Consider the following 17,149-nt stretch of genomic DNA (forward strand, 5'->3'; position numbering starts at 1 on the left):
ATGGCGCCCCCACGGCATTTACTGCATCACCCGACCTCAACGAGCCAATCGCCGTCGTCATCGATCCGACCGGATCGACGATTGACGATCGTCAGAAATGAGCGGGCCAGCTCGGAAGGCGACCTCCATTGCATAGCTGTCACAATCGCAATTAGTTCTGTCAGACCACTCGGATCGTAAATGGTTCCGGCGATGCCGTAGGTCGGAACACGCAGGCCGTGTTCAGGGCGTGATCGTCAGCATTTTATAGCCAGGAAATGCAATCAAAATTCGCAACCTCAAGGATTTTTGGGTGGCGGATAGAACGAAAACGACAATCAAATGGGAGCCGTAAGCTAGAGCCCCAAATTGGCTAGCCCTTACAGCGGATTAGCGTCCGTTTTGTCAGGCCGCCTTTGGATCGCGAGACAATTCCGCCCGCGTCGTGGATGAGGGCCGGATGGGAATCATGCAACTGGAACGATAGCATTCGCTGGGCCAAGGCGAATTTAGGAAATCACCAACCGCTAGATAATGCTCCACACGCGCAGGTATTGAGACATGCGGCAATATGGAGTGGAAATCACACGTCACACCGTCATTTAGTAAACAAATCGTGTCGGAATCGTTTATGAGTGCAACCTTCTGCGATCTGAGGCTTATGGAATGACCCAAGGGCATTCTGAGGGAACGCGACGTGAAACTGCACTCATTAGACAATATCGGGGACGCGCGCGCCTTCACGAAGTCCCTTGCGACCGCCGCTGGTCGTCAAGACTTCTCACAGGCATCCGCGCGGGAAGTGATCGCTCAAGCGTTAGTAACGCTGGCTTCCTATTCCAAGCCTATCGACCAGCAGGAACTCGTTGAGCAGATTGATAAGCCAAGGCAGGCTTTCGATCAGGATGCTCTACCCAATCATGCGGCCGACAATCTGGTTTTCGATCTCCTGGGTCGTCAAAAAGATCACATCCGCAAGACGGCACAAACGATCGTCCGGCAGAAAATGCACTTCAGCTCGCTGACCCGCGCATAGGCGATCGGGTTCGATGTTGCACTGGACCCGTACTCGGCCGCTGCAACAACCCCTGGAACAGGCGTGTCCTGCGGACCAGGCTCTAGTCGCGTTGCGACCCGAGCCGCCGATCGGCGTCTCGTCCCTCCGGGTGACGATCCTTCACGCGGCTTCGCCCATGCCAACTACGCCGGGCATGCGCGGTAGCGCCAGCGTTTGGATCAGGGCCATTCAGAAACGGCGCGGGCCTATTCCCGACCGGCTGGAGGGCTCGAAAGCACTATCGCATGCCATTCATTGCAGCCCCATTCGCATGAGAAAGCATTTCCCGTGTCTGAACCCCTCATTCCCCATAGCGAGCATGCCAACGAGATCGTTGGAGCGAACATTCAGCGCGCCCGTCTGAATAGGGGGATCACCCTAGAGGCTCTGTCCGAAGAGACCGGCCTTTCCGTAGAATTGCTTAAAAGCTACGAGGACGGAACCGAGGCCATCATTGTGAGCGATGTCTACAGGATTGCCGTAGGGATGAAGGCCCCGCTCACCGCCTTCTGGAAAGGCGAAGAGGTCACGGTCGACGCCGACTGACCTGATCGTAGCGACCCGCGTATGGAACAGCACACGAGCCTTGCTGCGGTGGACGCAGCTAGGCCTCGCGGATGATTGGGTTCCGGAATCATTGCAGGCTCGCTGTCGCCTGCGGCATCTGCTGGGGCATAGTGTCGGAAGGCAGGTAAGCCCAAGTTTCCTGCAACGACCCCCCGCCTTCCGACATGCAGACGATCAGCTCAGGGACGAGCTAATGCTGATCGCACTCTCTTCCGAGAGCGGTTCGGGTTTATCGCGGAAAGATTGACACACGCATAATGAGTCTGGTGGAGCGGCATATCCCTCCGAAGGATCGTCACGGAAGACGAGGAGGCCCGGGTTCCCGCCCAGCCAACTCGCCTTCCGATCACCGATGCTGAATGGTTTGCACGCCGATCAGCCTTGCCCTGCCAAGAGCGCGAACGTTTTAGCCCGCGAAGCTTGGCACAAGCTGAATTTGTTCTTTTCGGTTGAGGCCGTGAGGCCGCAAAGGGGGAGAGAATGCGCGAGCGTCCACGATTACAGGCTCGATCGGGCCTCCCTGTCTTGGGTGGCGCCGCGAGGCGGCGCGGGGGTGCCGACCAGTGCCCTTCTAACCCTATCCTCCCTGATGACTGCCCATCATACGGGACGGTCTCGATCGTCAAGGACGATGGTTCCCCCAATTTTCACGCCGCTGCGCGACGAGAAAATCGGCTCCCCCATCGCCGGCTCCGCCGGTCGCCTGAAGGCGATCCCTGACCCTCTTCCCCCTTACCCGTGTCCTTCCTTCGTCATCAACGAAGGAGCTTCACATGACCTACGACATCTTCGCCGAGATCGCTGAACTGCGCGCCGAGCTGGCTCACTGCCTCCTCACCAAGCGCGAGCGTGCCGATGCGATCCGCCGCATCGAGCGCCTCACCGCCGAGGCGAAGGAGGCGGAGGCGTAAGCCTCCCTTCTTTGTCGTCCCTCGCCGCACCGCCCCACGGCCCCTAGAGGCCGAGGCAGGGGTGACGGGGCGAGCCCGTCAGATCAGAGAGAGGACGGGCGTTCCTCCCGCACCTTGGAGATCCCCATGTCCGACGTCGCCGGCTCCCCCGCCGTGAACCACCCCCATGCCGCCAGCGTCGTTCCCGACGCGCGGCGTATGCAGTTCCTACCCGACCTCTTCGGCGTCAGTCGCATGCTGACGGGCGAGAGCATGGTCTATTCCTTCACGCGCCATGCGTGCGCAGCCTATAGCGGCGGCCTTTGGGAGTTCCTCGAGCTCGACGGCAAGCCGCTCTACATGCGTCAGGCCCAGCAGCGCCTCACCCGGTTCGCCTATCCCGGCAACGGCTTCGAGAGCACCGTCACGACCGACGCCGCCGGCATCATCGCCTGCCTCATGACCTTCTCGCACCTGTCGTTCGACGATCGAACCGACCACATGGCCGAAGCCTTCCATCGGCTTCGCGAGTTCGCCCTCGACCACCCCGAGGTCAGCGAAATCTTCCGCGCGATCGACTGATCGAGCCGCCGCAGCTCGCCCCCCTCCGCAGCCTCCCCGCCGTTCCAGCACGCCCCCGCTCGCCCGGATGGTGCCCTGCACCCGCTCCGCCACCGTTTCAACCCGCAAGGGGTCCGCTGACGCGGCCGCCGTCTCCGCGGCGGTGAAACGCTCGCGGCCCGGGCGCGACGGCCACCTACCGAGCGGGGATCGGCCTCGCCGTCACAGGAGATCCGCCATGTCAGACACGCCTACCCCAATCGATCCTGCCGAACGGCCTCTCACCCAGCGCGAGAAAGCCGACAACAAACGGGACAACGAGAAATGCAAACTGGCCTCCTCGCTCTTCCACAGCCTCGCTCTCGCAATCTTCGGTTTCAGCGCCCTGCGGTTGCTCCTCGATCCAGCCGCGCAACGCCCGGACCTTCTGACCATTATCATCGCGGGCGTAGTCGCAGTGGTATTTGAAGCCACGGCCTATTATCCTCTAACCAAGCTGAAAGCGGAGAGCTGACATGGAGAACATCGATCCACTCCTGCTGGTAGTCCTGGTCGTTCTGCCCGTATTGCCCATCGGCATCTTGTACGTGAACTACCTATCGCGCCGCTCCAATCGCAAATACGGCCGATCCGACACCTGATCGCCAACCATCCACCAAGACCGCATCGCGAAGGGGCCATTCGGCCCCTTTTTCGCGTCCATCTCCCCCAGCTTCACGAGGTTGCCCATGCCGTCGGTCTACGACGCCGACAACTATGCCGGCCGCGTCAACTACGCTGCCACCGTCATCACCCGCCAAGGCGGCACCACACGCCACTTCGACACCTGCTTCGAGATGTGGGACGGCTCGGAGGTCGCCGTCGCGCTCTACCGGCGCTCCCTTCGCAACCCTCGCCTCGCCGCGAACCTCTGGCGCTACATCGGCCAGTCCTCAACCATGGCGGCCGTCGAACGTCTCAGGGACGTTCCGACCCGCGGTCTCGCCGCCGTCGCCGCCGAGACGCGGCGCCAGCGCCGGCAGGAAGCGGACGCAGAGCTGGCCGTCGCGCACCCGCCTGCCGATTTGGCATCAGCTTGAGGAGTTGCCGAAATAGTCGTATTATTCGTCTTATACGTAGGAGGCGCATATGCAGAAGTTCTCGACGGTCGACCTGCTTCGCAACACCAAAACCGTCACCATGGCCGCCGATCGACAGCCCGTCGGCATCACCCAGCATCGCAGAACGCGCTATGTCCTCATGACCCTCACCGATTTTGAGGCAATGCAGGCGCAGACCGACCCACGCAAGGTCTACCGCTCCCACGAGACCCCTCCCGAACTGGCCGCGATCATCCTGCCCGAACTGGACCGCTTGATTGCGGAAGGCGGCGATCAGGATGGCTGACCTTCCGGCCTCCGGCTCCGTCATCACCTATCCCTACCTGTGGGCTTGGCAGCGCGATCGCGGCGAGACCGAAGGGCGCAAAGATCGACCTGTCTGCATGGTGCTTGCTCTTCCCGGCCGACAAGGCACCACCCTCCTCCTCCTCGCCATCTCCGGGTCGCCACCGCGCTCGGACCAGACGGCGATCGAGATCCCGCCGCTGGAGATCCGCCGCGTCGGTTTGCGGGAATGGAAACAAGCGTGGATCACCGTCTCAGAGTTCAATCAGGACATCGCAGAACGCTCCCACTACTACGATCCCAACGTCGAGGTGCGGGGGACCTTCAGCAGAGGATTCCTGGCCAAGGTCGCCGCTGGCTTGAAACCGTTCATCACCTCGTCCGTCGCAAAGGTCGCTCGATCCGACTGACCAGCCGCATACAAAATGGGGGCCGATGGCCCCCTTTTTTTGTCCGCTCAGCTTTCGATGCACGATAGCCGCTTCACCACGGCCAGCCACGCCGAGCGTTGTCGACGATCATCACCGCCAGCCCGTAAATCATGATGAGGTTCGCGTAGAACCACACGATCACCACAACGGGGTGAACCACCTGGAGATGCGCCGAGAGCTGGAGATAGCCGAACACGCAGGCGACCCCCGCCACCAGCATCCCGACGATCGCCCGGCCCGGCACCATCATTCGACGGATCGGTCCTGCAACGAACCGATACAGGCTGTAGCAGGCAACGCAGATACCAAGGATCGGCAGGACATGATGAAGCTCGCTCATGCCCTTCATGATGCCTGCCATTGGTTGAAAATTCACAACCCAAATGCGTCCTTGCGTCCCCTGTGCTCGAAATGGACTGAGCTACTGCGGCAACGCCTGAACGACATCCGAAGAGGCGATGCGCGCCTCTACAAGCCCCACCGAGCCTTCGGGGCGCCGCTTCACGTCGGGGACAATATCGTCACCCGTAAACGCGCTTCCGTCCAGACCTCTGGAACGAAGATAATAGCGGCCATCCGGGGTCGACTCGTAATAGAACTCTTTCTGGAACTTCAACGTCGGGTCCATCATGGAAGGGGGATAGTTCACGATGGCAAAGAACACTCGCTCACCGTTTCCATAGTGTTTGACGTCCTCCTTATCAGCGAATACCTTGAGCGTTTCGGGATAGGAACCGTGTTCCGCTTTATAGAACTCAATCCGTCGCATCGTGTCGGCTAAACGCTCCTTTGAGAGCTTCACGACGTCCTCATAGCGAACCTCAGAAGGTAGCATGGTGAGAACTCCCATGGTGCCCATCATTCCAAGAACCGCACCTACAGCGATCCAGCGTTTGAACATTCCGGCCTCCGCTTTTCGGCCGAGCGCACACCGAGGATGCGTGCTGGCCAGTTATCTGACTTCTAGCAGAGCGCATTGAGGCCAGAAGCGGATTTGGTCGATGTGATGAACATAGGAGAGCAGATGACGTCGCAGCTTATAGGCGTGCCCCTTCGGGTCGGGCTCTAGTCGCTTCGCGCCCCGAGCCCCCTTCGGGGTCTCGGCCCTTCGGGTGACGATCCCTCACGCGAGCGCCTTCGGCGCCAAACAAAGGCCAGGAGAAGATGGCGGGGGCCAAGGCCAGTGCGATCGCGTGGCGACCTGCACGCCCCCGACAACACGGGCACCATCCATACGGTCCCGCCCCTTCGGGTCGGGGTTTCTCTCTCTCTGACAGATGGCAGTCTACACCAGGCCATCCGTTGTAAAGGACATCGCGGTCCCCCCAATTTTCCCGCCGCTGCGCGCCGACAAAATCGGCTCCCCCGCTCGCCGCCGCTGGCGGCCGCTCGCGCGGTCCCTGACAACTCTGGCCTACAGTGTGGACGAACTCCGTCATTCAAGATGAAGGAGTTACGACATGAACATCCAGCAGCACATGGAGCTGAAGACCCGCCTCGAGCAAACGCGCCGCGATCTCGGCGTCGCGCTTCTCAGCGTCACACAGTCCTCCAACCAATACTTCCATACCCGTGCGATCAAGAAGGTCCAGGCGATGTGCGACCAGCTCGCCGCCATCATCAAGGCCCAGCACCAGTTCGACGATGCCACCACCGACGAAGCCCGCGCTGCGGCCGCCGAAGACCTGGTGGAAGCCACGCTCCGCTTCGAGCTGGAGGAATACCACGCCCAGCCGGTCCACCTTGGCGACCACATCGTCATCGACAACTTCAGCAACGAGTACCGGATCGCGCCCTACGGCCGCTGGTTCTCGCTGAACGACAACCTTCCGATGCCGGAGACCGTCCGCATCGAGGACCGCGAGCTGAAGCATCTCTACAAGATCCTCGATGCCCTTCGCGACGACACCGGTATCGACTTCACCGCGATGACCGTTCAGTTCACGCCCGTCAGCAGCGACTAGAAAGGCGCGGGCTCCGCCCGCTTCTTTCCTTTGGGGCGAAGGCCCCCGACCGGATCGACCGGATCGTGGCCCTTGAGGCTTTGCCTCTTAGCGATCAGCGCCGTCACAGCCGGCGGTGAACAGAGGGCAGCCGGCGGCGCCCGACGAGCCGACAGAGCGTCGTCACATAAGCCCAAGCCGAGCCCCATCCTTCCGCGCACACCCTGACGCTCCCGATCAGCGCACTGTGATGAGCCCTCCCCCTTCCTGGCCCCTTCCTCCTACCCGCGTCCTGCCCACGATGGCACGCTGACCCACCACCCATCAGCCGCGCTGCCTTTCAACGTCCGGACCACATGGAGGCAACCGACGACAGGACACGATCAGCCTGGTGAAACCGACAGCCGAGAGACACGGCGTACCCACGGAAAGCTCTGTTGCTCCCCGGTCCTCGTTTCAAAAGATGCCGTTCTTGCCCGCTTGGGTCGCTATGCGCGCAACCGGAATGACGGTTTCCACCCCTCACGGGGCGGACCCTCCGCAATTCCCGTTGCGCGCGCGACACCGGGCGCGGGCTGGCGAGGGCATCGAAACGCGCACCGCAGGAGATCCCCATGCGCTCAGTCAACCGCCTCACCGTCCTCGGCAACGTCGGCTCCATCACCGTCTTCGATAACGTCCTGAAGGTCTCGGTCGCCACCGCGCGCACCTTCAAACAAGACGGCGAGCGCCGCGAAAAGACCGATTGGGTTCCCGTCACCATCTTCGAACCGGGCATGCGCGAGTGGGTCGAGGAGAACGTCAAGAAGGGGGATAAGGTCTACGTCGAGGCGCGCGTCTCTCAGAGCTCCTACGGCGAGGGCGACAACAAGAAGTACACCGTCGACGTGGTGGCCTCGCTTTTCAACAAGCTCTGAGGCCAGGATCGGCGAGCCTTCGGGCTCGCCCTCCTCCCGTTCAAAACTCCCGCCGGCTGTAGCCGGCGCTGATCGCGCGTTGCTGCGCAACGTAGGCTTCGCATAAGCCCCCGAGAGCACGCAGGGGGTCCATATCGTTGGCGGCCAGCGACTCGTGCAGTACCGCCCGACCGGCCTCCGACATCGCGTTCTCGACAACGCGAAGGGCTTCCTCGATCTCGCTGGCGTCGCTCATGGTTAATTTTTCCTGCGGCGAAGGCCCTAAGTTGTCGATTTTGCTTTCATCGTACGTGTATGCCGTGTCTATAAGCATGGTCAAACGCCGCAGAATCGGTGCAGGGTGCATTCTGGTTAAAATGTAGCTTCGAGGGGCGCGATGGGAATCGACCTGAGAGACAGCCTTCCGCGGGTCATGGACCACTACGAACGTCGCCTCGCACGCGGCGAGAAGGCGCGTCAGTTCTACATTCGCGAGGAGCACCTCGAGACCGTCAAACGCTTCATGATCGAGAACGGGCTTCCGAACCAGCATAGCGCCTTGCAGGCCATGCTGGATCAGTTCCGTCTCCAGCAGTCAACCGTTCGGGACAGCCAGCCGGCTGCCCGCAACGCCCGTCACACCACAAAGGACAGCGCATAAGCAAAACCCCGCAGCGATAACATCGCGACGGGGCTGCAAGAAGGCGACCTAAGAGACCCCCTTCTTACGGCTTCCGTACCCCCACTGTCAATCTAAAACGCGATGAACTCGCCACGGGATCGCTTTGCCTTTTCGCAAAGGACCGACCCCCATGGCAGAACGACCCCGCACGCCCATCAGCGTGCGAACGACGACCCTTGCCTGGACGCCAGGCGAGCCGATGTCGCGCGACCTGTTGGCCCCGATTGAGCCACAGGCGGCCGAGCCCGTGCATCCAGATTTCAGCGCGCGCGCCGCCATCTGGAAGGACCATCGCGCCGGTCTGATCTCGTTCTCCGAGGCGCAACGACGCTCGGCCGCGATCGGCGCTCCGCCGACCGCGCCGCCTCGCTTGTTGCCGCCCTCGCAGAAGCTTTCAGGCGCTCCCAGGAAGCCCAAGGAGACGCGCCCCCTCGCGCAGCGTCCTTCGCCCAATGACAGCCGCCAGTATGCGCCTGCCATGGCGACCACGGCCGCGCGCGACGACCGGCTAACGCCGAACGCCAAAGCGTTCCTTCAGGTGCTCCGGGCTCGCTGCGGGAAGACCCGCGAGACCACCATCACCACCGGCACCGCCGGCAACATCATGTCCCGATCGACGCGCACCATCCGGCGCTACCTCACGCAGCTCGTTCGCTGGGGCTACATTGAGACGAAGGTCCGCATGAACCGCAACGGGATGCACATCGGGCTGACGATCATCGTCACCGATCTCGTTGCGCCCTTCTACGAGTCCGCCAAGGGCCTCGCCCGTTGGCTGGCCGAGACGCCATCGGCCGCGCTCCGCCCCTTCACCGGCGTTGTCGCAGGAAAACAGGGTAGGACACTTATGTCATCCAAAAACCAAACCCCAATATCTTCCCTTATGGGGAAAGCGGACACGAGCCGCTTTGCGTCTCGTGGAAGGCTTGGGAATGAAGATGGGGGCGGATTTCGCCCCTTCGGGAGATAGGTCGAGCCCTCCATAGGGGCTCCTTCCTCCACACGCCATCACCCAGCGCCCTGCGCACCCTTCCGCTTGCGATCTCGCATCCAGAGGGGCGTTTTCGCGTGGGCGAGCGATTTTGGAGGTGACGCTTTTCAGTAGGGACGCGGCGGCGTTTCAGAGCGCGCATTGTCGCCCCTGATTGAACAGTTTCGCACGCGCGCCGGTCTTCTCACTGCGCACGAAAAAGGCCGCCTTGCGGCGGCCTCTATCCCATGGATCACGATCGTTTCGGTCAGCTACTCGACCGGTTCGGGCTTCCGCTTCTGGACGGGCTTCGCCTTGATCCATTCCGCTTCCTCATAGCCCGGCCGTAGCTCCGTTCGGTCGATGAATGGGACGAGGATCTGGAAGAGATCGCGACCGTAGCCGAGCACCATCACCCACGTTCCGACGTTGGGAACGACGCCCAGCTCGGACGACATTTCGGACTCTCGGAAGGCGTTGTCCTCGTACTCGTGCCATTCCTTCACCGGGCCGTTCTGACCCGGCTTTGTCCGCAGCTCCTTGATGCGCGTCGAGCCGAGAATACGCATCAGCCACGACGCTGTTTCACCGGGCTCCGTTCGGCAGACGACCTTGGTCTGGATCGACGACATCCACGTCTTGAAGGCTTCCGGCCCATAGACCTTTTCGACCGCGTGGAAGTCCTGCAAGCCGATTACGACCGGCGCCCCGCGTTCGCGTCCGGCGCTGACGAGCTGTTCCAACCCGTCGATCTTGGCAAGGCGCGCAAACTCGTCGAGGAAAAACCAGGTGCGCTTGCCGTCTGGCTGCTGGAAGTCCTCGTTGAACACCGAGTTGGCGGCGATCGAAAAGAACGCTGCGATCCACGATCCCGACATCTCGCTGAACCGCCCGCTATGGCCGACGGTGATCGTGTTGGGCAGATTTCCGCCCTGCATAAATTCGCGGATCGAGAACTGCTTACGCCCCGCGTAGTCGCCCCAGCCGATGCTCAGCAGCTCGAAATTGTTGATCGAGTTCTGGATGCCGCTGCGCGTGCTTGACCACTGCTTCTCGTCGGCGATCAGGTAGGTGAGCGCCGCCGGGTGATACTCCTTCGCCCACTCGGTCAGCTCCTCCTTCGAGGCTGTGAAGCTCTCGAACAGATCACTCCATGTCCACCGTCCTGGCTTGCGATCGTGAAGCATGATGATGACGACCGCCGCCACACTCTGCCCCGCCTGTTCGAAGTACAGGTAGTCCTTGTTCTTGATGAGGTTCATCGCGAGGTTGATGCAGTCCGCCCGTGTTTGGACGTCACGCGCGATCGCCCAAACCCAGGACCGCTTATCAGCCGGATTGACGTAGATCCCGGCGCCTCGCGGATCAATGCTCATAGGCTGACCGGCTGGCATCAACGCATAGACATGGGGCTTGTACCCGTAGACGATCTTGCGATCGCCCGCGTCCGTCACGGACTGCAGGAGATGGCGAAGGAAGTTCGTCTTGCCGCTTCCCTGCCCACCGAACACGATCATGCCGTTCAGCGCCCGTAGGTCGCTGATCGCCCAATCGCCGTAGACCGGCAACCCCCCCTTGCGCTGTTCCTTGCGCGCTTCGGCAACCAGCTCCGGGTAGCCGGCCACGGTCGGTCCCGCCAGAATGTGGCGCTCCTTCTGCCGCAGCCAACGCTGCCAGACGCCGAAGGCGAAAATGCCAAAACCGATGATGAGCGGAGCGAAGGTGATAAGCTGGTAGGTCGTGATCTTCCGCATGTTCTGGTAGCCGTTGTAGCTGAAGAAATAGCGGCATTCCAAAACGTCCCATGGTGCCAAACACACCAGGGCATGGGACCAGTTGACGTACATCGGCGGTCCGCTCGGCAGACCCCAATATTTGTTGACGAACATCAGCGCCCACATCACCGGCACGCCGACGATGCCGATGCCAAGCGCTGCAAATGCCCACCATACGGTCGGCTGTTCCTGTCGACGTATCATTCCATGAAACCCTTCCGACCGAGATCCACCATGCGCGCCCGGTACTCTCCATCGGAGAGACGAGCCGCACCGTCCATGAGGATGCCAAGGATCAGCGCCTTGTCGGCCTGGCGAAGCCCGGCCTTCACCACGAGACCGCCCAGCGCGATCTTCTCATGAGCGTCCTGGCGACGGGCATTGCCCTTGGGTGTCGCCTCCGCTCGCTGGATCTCTCGTTGCAGCGCCACGCGCTTGGCCTCCAGCCTACGCTTGCGTTTGGCCTGCGGCGTTTCCGTCTGCGGCCGCTGACTTCTGAAACGTTGCGGCGAGCTGCGCCAACGCCTTCGCCAGTTCGTCCTCGGGAATGCTGACGGTGAAGAAGCCCGCCTTTCGAGCCAGTCGGCCGAACGCCGCTTCCTCTTCCAGCTCAACCCGGCGGATCTCCGCCTTCAGTTCCTCCATCTGCTGACGCAGTGCATTGGCCTTGGTCTGCGACCCACTGGCGACTGCCCTTGGTTTGCGCATGGATGATCCCCTTGATGTTGAACGCGTTCGCCTCGAACGGGTCCATAAACAATTAATTGGAGTTGGGGCCAAGCCCATTCCGCGCACTTGGTTGACGGCAGGAGCCGTCCTCCAGCGGTTTTTCCTTCAACAGCCCGCCCCCGGCCGCTTCTCTTCCGGCCTACCGGAGCGAAGCGACCCTGCTCGGCATGAAGGTCGCGCAGCGACCGCCCGAGCATCAGGCTGTTTTTACAGACTGCGCACTTACCTGTTGCGTTTCGCAACAGTCCCTGTAGGGCTCTTAGGGGGCCGCTGACGAGCGGCTAGAGCATGGTTTGGTTCGTGGCGATCTACAGCTTTCGCCAGTCAGTGGTCTCCGGAGGAAGCGGTCGCTCGGCGGTCGCCGCCGCCGCGTACCGTCACGCCGCCGTGATGGTGTGCGAGGCCACCGGGCGAACCAACGACTTCTCGGCGAAGCGCGGCGGCATCCATTCCGAGCTCGCCATTCCCACCGACGCCCCGGCCTGGATACGCGCCAGCCTCGGTATCGCCGATCCGCAAGCCCATCATCTGGAAGGCGCGGCCGCGGTCACGGCGTCCGAGATCCTGTGGAACGCAGTTGAGATGGGCGAGAAGCGGATCGATGCGCGTTTTGCCACCGATCTGATCGTCGCCCTTCCGCGCGAGCTGACCGAGGCCCAGAACATCGAGCTGATCCGCAGCTTCGTGGCGCTGAACTACACGGCCCATGGCCGCGTCGCGGATTGGGCGTACCACGCCCCCGAGGACAAGCAGCACAATCCGCACGCCCACATCATGACCACCGTGCGGCCGCTGACGGAGACCGGGTTCGGCCCCAAGACCGTCGCTCAGATCGACGCTGACGGTGAGCCGATCCGCTCCGACAAAGGCGCCATCGCCTACGCCAAGTGGGCGGGGTCCAAGCCCGAACTCATGGCGGTTCGCGAGGCGTGGGCTAGCGCCGTCAACGTCGCGCTGGCAGAAGCCGGCCTCGAAATCTCCGTCGATCATCGCTCGTTCAAGGATCGCGGCATCGTCGGAATCGAGCCCACGACCCACCATGGCCTTGTCCACCACATCGGCTCGGTTCGCGAGCACGATGCCCATGTCCAGGCCGACCTCGCGACACGCGCGCGCAACTTCCAGGCCCTTGTCGCCAACCCGTCGCTCGTCCTCGACCACATCACCCGTGAGCAGTCGACGTTCGACACCCGCGACGTCGCCCGGTTCATCCATCGCCATGCCGGCGAGGGCGACGACTTTGCCTCGCTCCTTCGCCGCGTCGGCGCCCTTCCCGAACTCGTCACGGTTCAGGCGCAGATCCACGACCCCGAGACGAACCGCGTCGTTCAGCGCGAGCGCTTCACGACGGTCGCGGTCCTCGAGCGCGAAGCCGCGATGATCGAGGCGGCCGAGCGACGGGCCGCCGATCTGTCCTTTGCCGTCGATCCCGAGCGCAAGGAAGCCGCGATCGAGCGCGCTCAGATCACCCAAGGATTTGCCTACACGGCCGAGCAGCGCGCCGCCGTCGATCGACTGACACAGCCGACGGGCTTGTCACCGATGGTCGGTATCGCGGGCGCAGGCAAATCCACGGTTCTGCGGGCCGTGGGCGAGGTCTATGTGGCCGAGGGCGTCAGCGTCTATGGCGCGGCGCTCGCCGGCAAGGCGGCGGACAATCTGCAAATCTCGTCCGGCATCGAAAGCCGCACACTCGCGTCCTGGGAACTGGCCTGGAGCAGTGGCCGCGACCAGCTCCAGCCCGGCAGTGTCTTCGTGATCGACGAGGCGGGCATGGTCGCATCGGCGCAGATGGCGCGTGTCATGGCCGAGCTCGACAGCTTCGGCGCCAAGGTCATTCTCGTGGGCGACGCGCGCCAGCTCCAGCCGATCGAAGCGGGGGCCGCCTTCCGCTCGATCGCGGCCGAGACCGGCTATGTCGAGCTGACGGAAGTGCGCCGCCAGGAGCGATCCGACCATGCCGAGGCCAGCATCCTGTTCGGTGCCGGCGACGCCAAGTCCGCCCTCAACATCTACCACGGCAACGACACGTTCCGTCCGCACAACCGCCGAGAGGACGCTCTCAGCGCTGCGATCGAGGGCTGGCATTCCGACTGGCGCGCGAATGTCGATGTGGTCATGCTCGCCCACACCAACAACGACGTGCGCGACCTCAACATGCGCGCCCGCGCCGCCATCCAGGCCGAGGGTGGCTTGACCGACGAACGCTCCATGCTGACGGCCCGGGGACAGCGCGCGTTCGCCGTAGGTGATCGCGTCATGTTCTTGGAAAACGACCGCCAGCTTGCGATCCGCAACGGCAGCATCGGCATGGTCGAGCGGTTCGAGGATGGCGTCATGTACGTCGCGATCCCCGACCGCACTGAAGCCGTCGCCATTGGTGCCGGTGGCTACATCAACGTCGACCATGGCTACGCCTCGACCATCCATAAATCGCAAGGCTCGACCCACGACCGCGTGCATATCGTCGCGAGCGGCATGATGGATGCGCAGCTCACCTACGTCGCCCTGTCGCGTCACCGTGAAGAGGTGACGATGCACGTTCCGCTGGAGTCCTTCACCCGGCCTGGTGCCTCAACGCTTGCGACCGTTGCCGACGCCATGGAGCGTCTGGCGGCCGACAAGCTGAAGGACACATCGATCGATTACCGGACGACCGTCGACTACATCGAGGCGCGCAGGGCGCTGGAAGCCGAGCGCGCGATCGCGCCCGTTCCGCAAACGCTTCTCGACCGCTTTCGCGTCTTCCTTGCCGATCGCGGGCTCCCCGATCCGGCTGAAGTCCTCCACTCCGTTCGGGCGTTCGCCGCCGAGGTTCTGAACCGTGCTCGCGTTCCGGACGCGAGCGCGCAGATCATCGTGCCGGATCACGTGCTCCATGCGGATCGGGGCGCCATCGCGGCGCTCAGCCCCTCGGCGGATCTTGGTGCTGCGATCGCGCGCCTCGATCACGTCCAGCAGCATTCTGCGGCCATGAACCATGAGGGCCTTGCACGGCGATCCGCGTTCCGGGCGGCCGAGAACGAGCTGACCTTGATGCGGTCCTCGGACGCGCTGCGCGCCTATGCCGAGCGCGTGGCCCTCGTCGTTACCCCAACGCTGGTTGTTGCGATCGGCCGCGACGCGGAGGCCGTTGTGGCGGACGACCGCCTCGCGCATTTGCCCGAGCCGACCCGCATCGCTTTGCGCGAGAACTGGACGAGCGTTCATGCGGTCTCGCGTGCCGCTTGGGAGCTTGGGCTTCTTGAAACCGTGCGCTCGATCGACACTGGCTTCCGCCAGGAGCGCACTGCGTCTGCGACGATCGCCGCCTACGAAGCGTCGATCCGCGAACCCGTCGTCGCCACGGTTGCGCAAACGGCGCATGTGCCGGTGCCGGCACCTATTCCTGAACCTGCGACACCGCCGTCGCCCTTCCTTGCGGCGATCACCCATTGGCCCGTCTCGGTCGAGCAAGCGGTCCAGCGAACCCTCGAAGCCCATCCCCGTGTCACCGGCTTCCACGATAGCGCGCGCAAGCTCGCGGCGATCGTCTGGCGCGATCCCGAGGCGGCTATGACGAAGATCCTGGCGGAGCTTCCGGAAGGCTTCCGTGAACGTCGCATTGTGGTCGACGACATCGCTGCGAACCCGCAGACGTATGGCGAGCTGAACGGTGGACGCACCATGCTCATGCGGCCTGATGCAACCCGTCAGGCCGCGATCGAACGAGCACCATCGTTCTCACAGGCTATCGCTGAAATTGGCGAAGCGATTGAGCTTCTTCGGCCGTCCGTCCACGCAAACGAAGTGGCTTGGCGGGAGCGGATGGCGAAGCCTTTGCCGTCCCTATCACCGGAGGCCACACGGATCGTTGAGACACTCGTCATGGCCTACGGTATGAAGCGTCCCGACCGGGAGCCGGCGCACCAGATTGCGCTCCAAGCCATCGCGAACAAGGAGGTGCTGGCCGAGGTCAAAGCGTGGCGTCGCGAACTGGATCTTCGCCTCGAGGGACCGGACGCGCTCAGCCGCATCCCCGAAACCTCCTCGCCCAAGGCGAAGGAGATACACGCCACGGCCGAGAGGGTCGAAATCGCGCTGAAGGAAGCGCAGAACACCGCGAGCATCGAGATCGCCCGCGAAAAGAGCCTGCATATCAGCCTCAAACGCGACATCGGGATCGACATCGACATTTGAGGTTTGGCATGCTGCGTCAGCGACGTTGGTCAGTTGGAGCCGTTTGGTTGGGCATACGCCCCCAGGCTCGGACGTCCCGTCGCAGATGCAGACGCACCCGTCTGCCCTCCTTTTCCCCTTTCGGACGGATCATACCCATGCAGAGCGATCAGAACGGATCTCCGCGAAGCGGGGTAGAGGTCATTTCTCAGTCCGATCTCCTGGTTGTTCCACCTCAGTATCATGCTCCGATCATCGAAGCCGACCAGACCGTGACCATTCCTGTCCCGGTCAGTCAGGAGATCCCCATTCAGGCGTCGGCGACGCGAGTGATCGCGGCCGACGCACCGTTCATCCCCTCAGTGATCGATTGGCCCCAAACGGTCGATCAGACCGTTGCGCAGGTCCTTCGGGATCATCCGAGCGTGACCATGTTCACGGATGACGCCCGGACCCATGCCGGACATGCCTGGAAGGACCCCGAGAACGTTCTGGCGAAAGTCCAGCACGCTATATCCGCCTCACCGGATCAGGCTGCGACAATTCTTGCCAGCGTCGAGGCTTCGCCGCAGGCCTATGGCGAATTGGCAGGCGGCCGAACGTTCCTTGGCAGATCCGACGCCGAGAGGTTGGACGCGTTGGAGCGAGTGCCGCTGTTCACCGCTTCTCTACGAAATTCCATCGATGAAGCCGATCGGCTCGCCCCGTCGATCCGCGAAACGGAAATTGCGTGGCGACATGAAATGTCGTCTCCAATACCTGTCCTATCCGCCGCAGCCCTTAGCATCGTCCACGATCTCGCCCAGGCCGCGGATCTCAAGTGGTCGCAACGCGAGCCTGCGCACGAGCTGGCAGTCACAGCGTTAGGGCAGGAGGCGTTCTCGGAGGTCAGGGAATGGCGCCAGGCGGTCAACGCTCGTTTGGCCGTTCCCGATGCCATCGATCGTATTCCTGGCCTCAGCGACGAACGCAAGGATAGCATCGTCGCCACCGTCTCGACGGTCGATACGGCTGTTCGAGAAGCCTCGGCGACCCAGCAGCGCTTGGTCCAACGTGAGGTGACGATCGAAATCAGCACGTCCCCTGCGGTCGACATTACCCCAGGCATCTGACCGGGTTAGCGTCC

21 protein-coding genes are annotated in these 17,149 nt (G+C 62.7%); 15 read left to right on the forward strand and 6 right to left on the reverse strand.

Features of this window, described 5'->3' with window-relative positions; genetic code table 11:
* Nucleotides 1-676: 676 nt before the first annotated feature.
* The 9 genes from O5O54_RS19445 (at nucleotide 677) to O5O54_RS19485 (ending at nucleotide 4,849) form a co-directional block, all read left to right on the forward strand.
* Nucleotides 677-1,015: a hypothetical protein gene (locus O5O54_RS19445; RefSeq protein ID WP_279483513.1), complete on the forward strand. Its 339-nt coding sequence runs from the start codon at nucleotides 677-679 to the stop codon at nucleotides 1,013-1,015.
* A 309-nt stretch (nucleotides 1,016-1,324) separates the two neighbouring features.
* Nucleotides 1,325-1,582: a hypothetical protein gene (locus O5O54_RS19450; protein ID WP_279483514.1), complete on the forward strand. Its 258-nt coding sequence runs from the start codon at nucleotides 1,325-1,327 to the stop codon at nucleotides 1,580-1,582.
* A gap of 794 nt (nucleotides 1,583-2,376) precedes the next feature.
* The gene (locus tag O5O54_RS19455) at nucleotides 2,377-2,514 is read left to right on the forward strand and encodes a hypothetical protein (protein ID WP_279483515.1); all 138 of its coding nucleotides are present in this window, start codon (nucleotides 2,377-2,379) and stop codon (nucleotides 2,512-2,514) included.
* A gap of 126 nt (nucleotides 2,515-2,640) precedes the next feature.
* Nucleotides 2,641-3,075 carry an antirestriction protein gene (locus O5O54_RS19460; RefSeq protein ID WP_279483516.1) on the forward strand — a complete coding sequence of 145 codons (435 nt, stop codon included), beginning with the start codon at nucleotides 2,641-2,643 and terminating at the stop codon, nucleotides 3,073-3,075.
* A 217-nt stretch (nucleotides 3,076-3,292) separates the two neighbouring features.
* Complete coding sequence (locus O5O54_RS19465; RefSeq protein WP_279483517.1) at nucleotides 3,293-3,568, forward strand: hypothetical protein; 276 nt, start codon at nucleotides 3,293-3,295, stop codon at nucleotides 3,566-3,568.
* 1 nt (nucleotide 3,569) lies between these two features.
* Nucleotides 3,570-3,695: a hypothetical protein gene (locus tag O5O54_RS19470; RefSeq protein WP_279483518.1), complete on the forward strand. Its 126-nt coding sequence runs from the start codon at nucleotides 3,570-3,572 to the stop codon at nucleotides 3,693-3,695.
* Nucleotides 3,696-3,782: 87 nt separating this feature from the next.
* Nucleotides 3,783-4,133: a hypothetical protein gene (locus tag O5O54_RS19475; RefSeq protein ID WP_279483519.1), complete on the forward strand. Its 351-nt coding sequence runs from the start codon at nucleotides 3,783-3,785 to the stop codon at nucleotides 4,131-4,133.
* A 49-nt stretch (nucleotides 4,134-4,182) separates the two neighbouring features.
* Entirely contained in the window at nucleotides 4,183-4,440 is a 258-nt protein-coding gene (locus O5O54_RS19480) for a type II toxin-antitoxin system Phd/YefM family antitoxin (RefSeq protein ID WP_279483520.1), read from the forward strand.
* Nucleotides 4,433-4,849, forward strand: coding sequence for a hypothetical protein (locus O5O54_RS19485; protein ID WP_279483582.1), 417 nt, complete (start codon nucleotides 4,433-4,435; stop codon nucleotides 4,847-4,849). The genes O5O54_RS19480 and O5O54_RS19485 overlap by 8 nt, the downstream gene beginning before the upstream one ends.
* Nucleotides 4,850-4,922: 73 nt before the next feature.
* Here the strand turns inward: O5O54_RS19485 and O5O54_RS19490 are convergent, their stop codons facing one another.
* The gene (locus O5O54_RS19490) at nucleotides 4,923-5,219 is read right to left on the reverse strand and encodes a hypothetical protein (protein WP_279483521.1); all 297 of its coding nucleotides are present in this window, start codon (nucleotides 5,217-5,219) and stop codon (nucleotides 4,923-4,925) included.
* Nucleotides 5,220-5,291: 72 nt separating this feature from the next.
* Entirely contained in the window at nucleotides 5,292-5,771 is a 480-nt protein-coding gene (locus O5O54_RS19495) for a hypothetical protein (RefSeq protein ID WP_279483522.1), read from the reverse strand.
* Nucleotides 5,772-6,330: 559 nt separating this feature from the next.
* Here O5O54_RS19495 and O5O54_RS19500 point away from each other — a divergent pair.
* The gene (locus tag O5O54_RS19500; RefSeq protein ID WP_279483523.1) at nucleotides 6,331-6,834 is read left to right on the forward strand and encodes a hypothetical protein; all 504 of its coding nucleotides are present in this window, start codon (nucleotides 6,331-6,333) and stop codon (nucleotides 6,832-6,834) included.
* 593 nt (nucleotides 6,835-7,427) lie between these two features.
* The gene (locus O5O54_RS19505; RefSeq protein ID WP_279483524.1) at nucleotides 7,428-7,730 is read left to right on the forward strand and encodes a single-stranded DNA-binding protein; all 303 of its coding nucleotides are present in this window, start codon (nucleotides 7,428-7,430) and stop codon (nucleotides 7,728-7,730) included.
* Between the two features lie 40 nt (nucleotides 7,731-7,770).
* Here the strand turns inward: O5O54_RS19505 and O5O54_RS19510 are convergent, their stop codons facing one another.
* Nucleotides 7,771-7,965 carry a hypothetical protein gene (locus O5O54_RS19510; RefSeq protein ID WP_279483525.1) on the reverse strand — a complete coding sequence of 65 codons (195 nt, stop codon included), beginning with the start codon at nucleotides 7,963-7,965 and terminating at the stop codon, nucleotides 7,771-7,773.
* A 141-nt stretch (nucleotides 7,966-8,106) separates the two neighbouring features.
* Here O5O54_RS19510 and O5O54_RS19515 point away from each other — a divergent pair, with 141 nt between their 5' ends.
* Nucleotides 8,107-8,370 carry a hypothetical protein gene (locus O5O54_RS19515; protein WP_279483526.1) on the forward strand — a complete coding sequence of 88 codons (264 nt, stop codon included), beginning with the start codon at nucleotides 8,107-8,109 and terminating at the stop codon, nucleotides 8,368-8,370.
* Between the two features lie 151 nt (nucleotides 8,371-8,521).
* A complete protein-coding gene (locus tag O5O54_RS19520) occupies nucleotides 8,522-9,361 on the forward strand; it encodes a helix-turn-helix domain-containing protein (RefSeq protein WP_279483527.1) in 840 nt (279 codons plus the stop codon).
* Between the two features lie 272 nt (nucleotides 9,362-9,633).
* Here the strand turns inward: O5O54_RS19520 and O5O54_RS19525 are convergent, their stop codons facing one another.
* Genes O5O54_RS19525 through O5O54_RS19535 form a run of 3 tightly spaced genes read right to left on the reverse strand, consistent with a single transcriptional unit; the run spans nucleotide 9,634 to nucleotide 11,844 of the window.
* Nucleotides 9,634-11,340, reverse strand: a complete 1,707-nt coding sequence (locus O5O54_RS19525; RefSeq protein ID WP_279483528.1) for a type IV secretion system DNA-binding domain-containing protein — start codon at nucleotides 11,338-11,340, stop codon at nucleotides 9,634-9,636.
* Complete coding sequence (gene traD / locus O5O54_RS19530) at nucleotides 11,337-11,567, reverse strand: conjugal transfer protein TraD (RefSeq protein WP_279483529.1); 231 nt, start codon at nucleotides 11,565-11,567, stop codon at nucleotides 11,337-11,339. Before traD ends, O5O54_RS19525 begins: the two co-directional genes overlap by 4 nt.
* Nucleotides 11,568-11,583: 16 nt before the next feature.
* The gene (locus O5O54_RS19535) at nucleotides 11,584-11,844 is read right to left on the reverse strand and encodes a TraC family protein (protein ID WP_279483530.1); all 261 of its coding nucleotides are present in this window, start codon (nucleotides 11,842-11,844) and stop codon (nucleotides 11,584-11,586) included.
* A gap of 309 nt (nucleotides 11,845-12,153) precedes the next feature.
* Here O5O54_RS19535 and traA point away from each other — a divergent pair, with 309 nt between their 5' ends.
* Together traA and O5O54_RS19545 are read left to right on the forward strand one after the other, a co-directional pair.
* Entirely contained in the window at nucleotides 12,154-16,044 is a 3,891-nt protein-coding gene (traA, locus tag O5O54_RS19540) for a Ti-type conjugative transfer relaxase TraA (RefSeq protein ID WP_279483531.1), read from the forward strand.
* A 137-nt stretch (nucleotides 16,045-16,181) separates the two neighbouring features.
* Nucleotides 16,182-17,135: a hypothetical protein gene (locus tag O5O54_RS19545; RefSeq protein ID WP_279483532.1), complete on the forward strand. Its 954-nt coding sequence runs from the start codon at nucleotides 16,182-16,184 to the stop codon at nucleotides 17,133-17,135.
* Nucleotides 17,136-17,149 lie beyond the last annotated feature (14 nt).

This window comes from Aureimonas sp. SK2, assembly GCF_029813115.1.
GTDB lineage: Bacteria > Pseudomonadota > Alphaproteobacteria > Rhizobiales > Rhizobiaceae > Aureimonas.

What these genes read in the sequence shown, in the direction of transcription:
- O5O54_RS19455 (WP_279483515.1), top strand. Translation starts at nt 2,377, where the DNA reads ATGACCTACGACATCTTCGCCGAGATCGCTGAACTGCGCGCCGAGCTG.
- O5O54_RS19460 (WP_279483516.1), top strand. Translation starts at nt 2,641, where the DNA reads ATGTCCGACGTCGCCGGCTCCCCCGCCGTGAACCACCCCCATGCCGCC.
- O5O54_RS19465 (WP_279483517.1), top strand. Translation starts at nt 3,293, where the DNA reads ATGTCAGACACGCCTACCCCAATCGATCCTGCCGAACGGCCTCTCACC.
- O5O54_RS19470 (WP_279483518.1), top strand. Translation starts at nt 3,570, where the DNA reads ATGGAGAACATCGATCCACTCCTGCTGGTAGTCCTGGTCGTTCTGCCC.
- O5O54_RS19475 (WP_279483519.1), top strand. Translation starts at nt 3,783, where the DNA reads ATGCCGTCGGTCTACGACGCCGACAACTATGCCGGCCGCGTCAACTAC.
- O5O54_RS19480 (WP_279483520.1), top strand. Translation starts at nt 4,183, where the DNA reads ATGCAGAAGTTCTCGACGGTCGACCTGCTTCGCAACACCAAAACCGTC.
- O5O54_RS19485 (WP_279483582.1), top strand. Translation starts at nt 4,433, where the DNA reads ATGGCTGACCTTCCGGCCTCCGGCTCCGTCATCACCTATCCCTACCTG.
- O5O54_RS19490 (WP_279483521.1), bottom strand. Translation starts at nt 5,219, where the DNA reads ATGAAGGGCATGAGCGAGCTTCATCATGTCCTGCCGATCCTTGGTATC.
- O5O54_RS19495 (WP_279483522.1), bottom strand. Translation starts at nt 5,771, where the DNA reads ATGTTCAAACGCTGGATCGCTGTAGGTGCGGTTCTTGGAATGATGGGC.
- O5O54_RS19500 (WP_279483523.1), top strand. Translation starts at nt 6,331, where the DNA reads ATGAACATCCAGCAGCACATGGAGCTGAAGACCCGCCTCGAGCAAACG.
- O5O54_RS19505 (WP_279483524.1), top strand. Translation starts at nt 7,428, where the DNA reads ATGCGCTCAGTCAACCGCCTCACCGTCCTCGGCAACGTCGGCTCCATC.
- O5O54_RS19510 (WP_279483525.1), bottom strand. Translation starts at nt 7,965, where the DNA reads ATGAGCGACGCCAGCGAGATCGAGGAAGCCCTTCGCGTTGTCGAGAAC.
- O5O54_RS19515 (WP_279483526.1), top strand. Translation starts at nt 8,107, where the DNA reads ATGGGAATCGACCTGAGAGACAGCCTTCCGCGGGTCATGGACCACTAC.
- O5O54_RS19520 (WP_279483527.1), top strand. Translation starts at nt 8,522, where the DNA reads ATGGCAGAACGACCCCGCACGCCCATCAGCGTGCGAACGACGACCCTT.
- O5O54_RS19525 (WP_279483528.1), bottom strand. Translation starts at nt 11,340, where the DNA reads ATGATACGTCGACAGGAACAGCCGACCGTATGGTGGGCATTTGCAGCG.
- O5O54_RS19535 (WP_279483530.1), bottom strand. Translation starts at nt 11,844, where the DNA reads ATGCGCAAACCAAGGGCAGTCGCCAGTGGGTCGCAGACCAAGGCCAAT.
- traA (WP_279483531.1), top strand. Translation starts at nt 12,154, where the DNA reads ATGGTTTGGTTCGTGGCGATCTACAGCTTTCGCCAGTCAGTGGTCTCC.
- O5O54_RS19545 (WP_279483532.1), top strand. Translation starts at nt 16,182, where the DNA reads ATGCAGAGCGATCAGAACGGATCTCCGCGAAGCGGGGTAGAGGTCATT.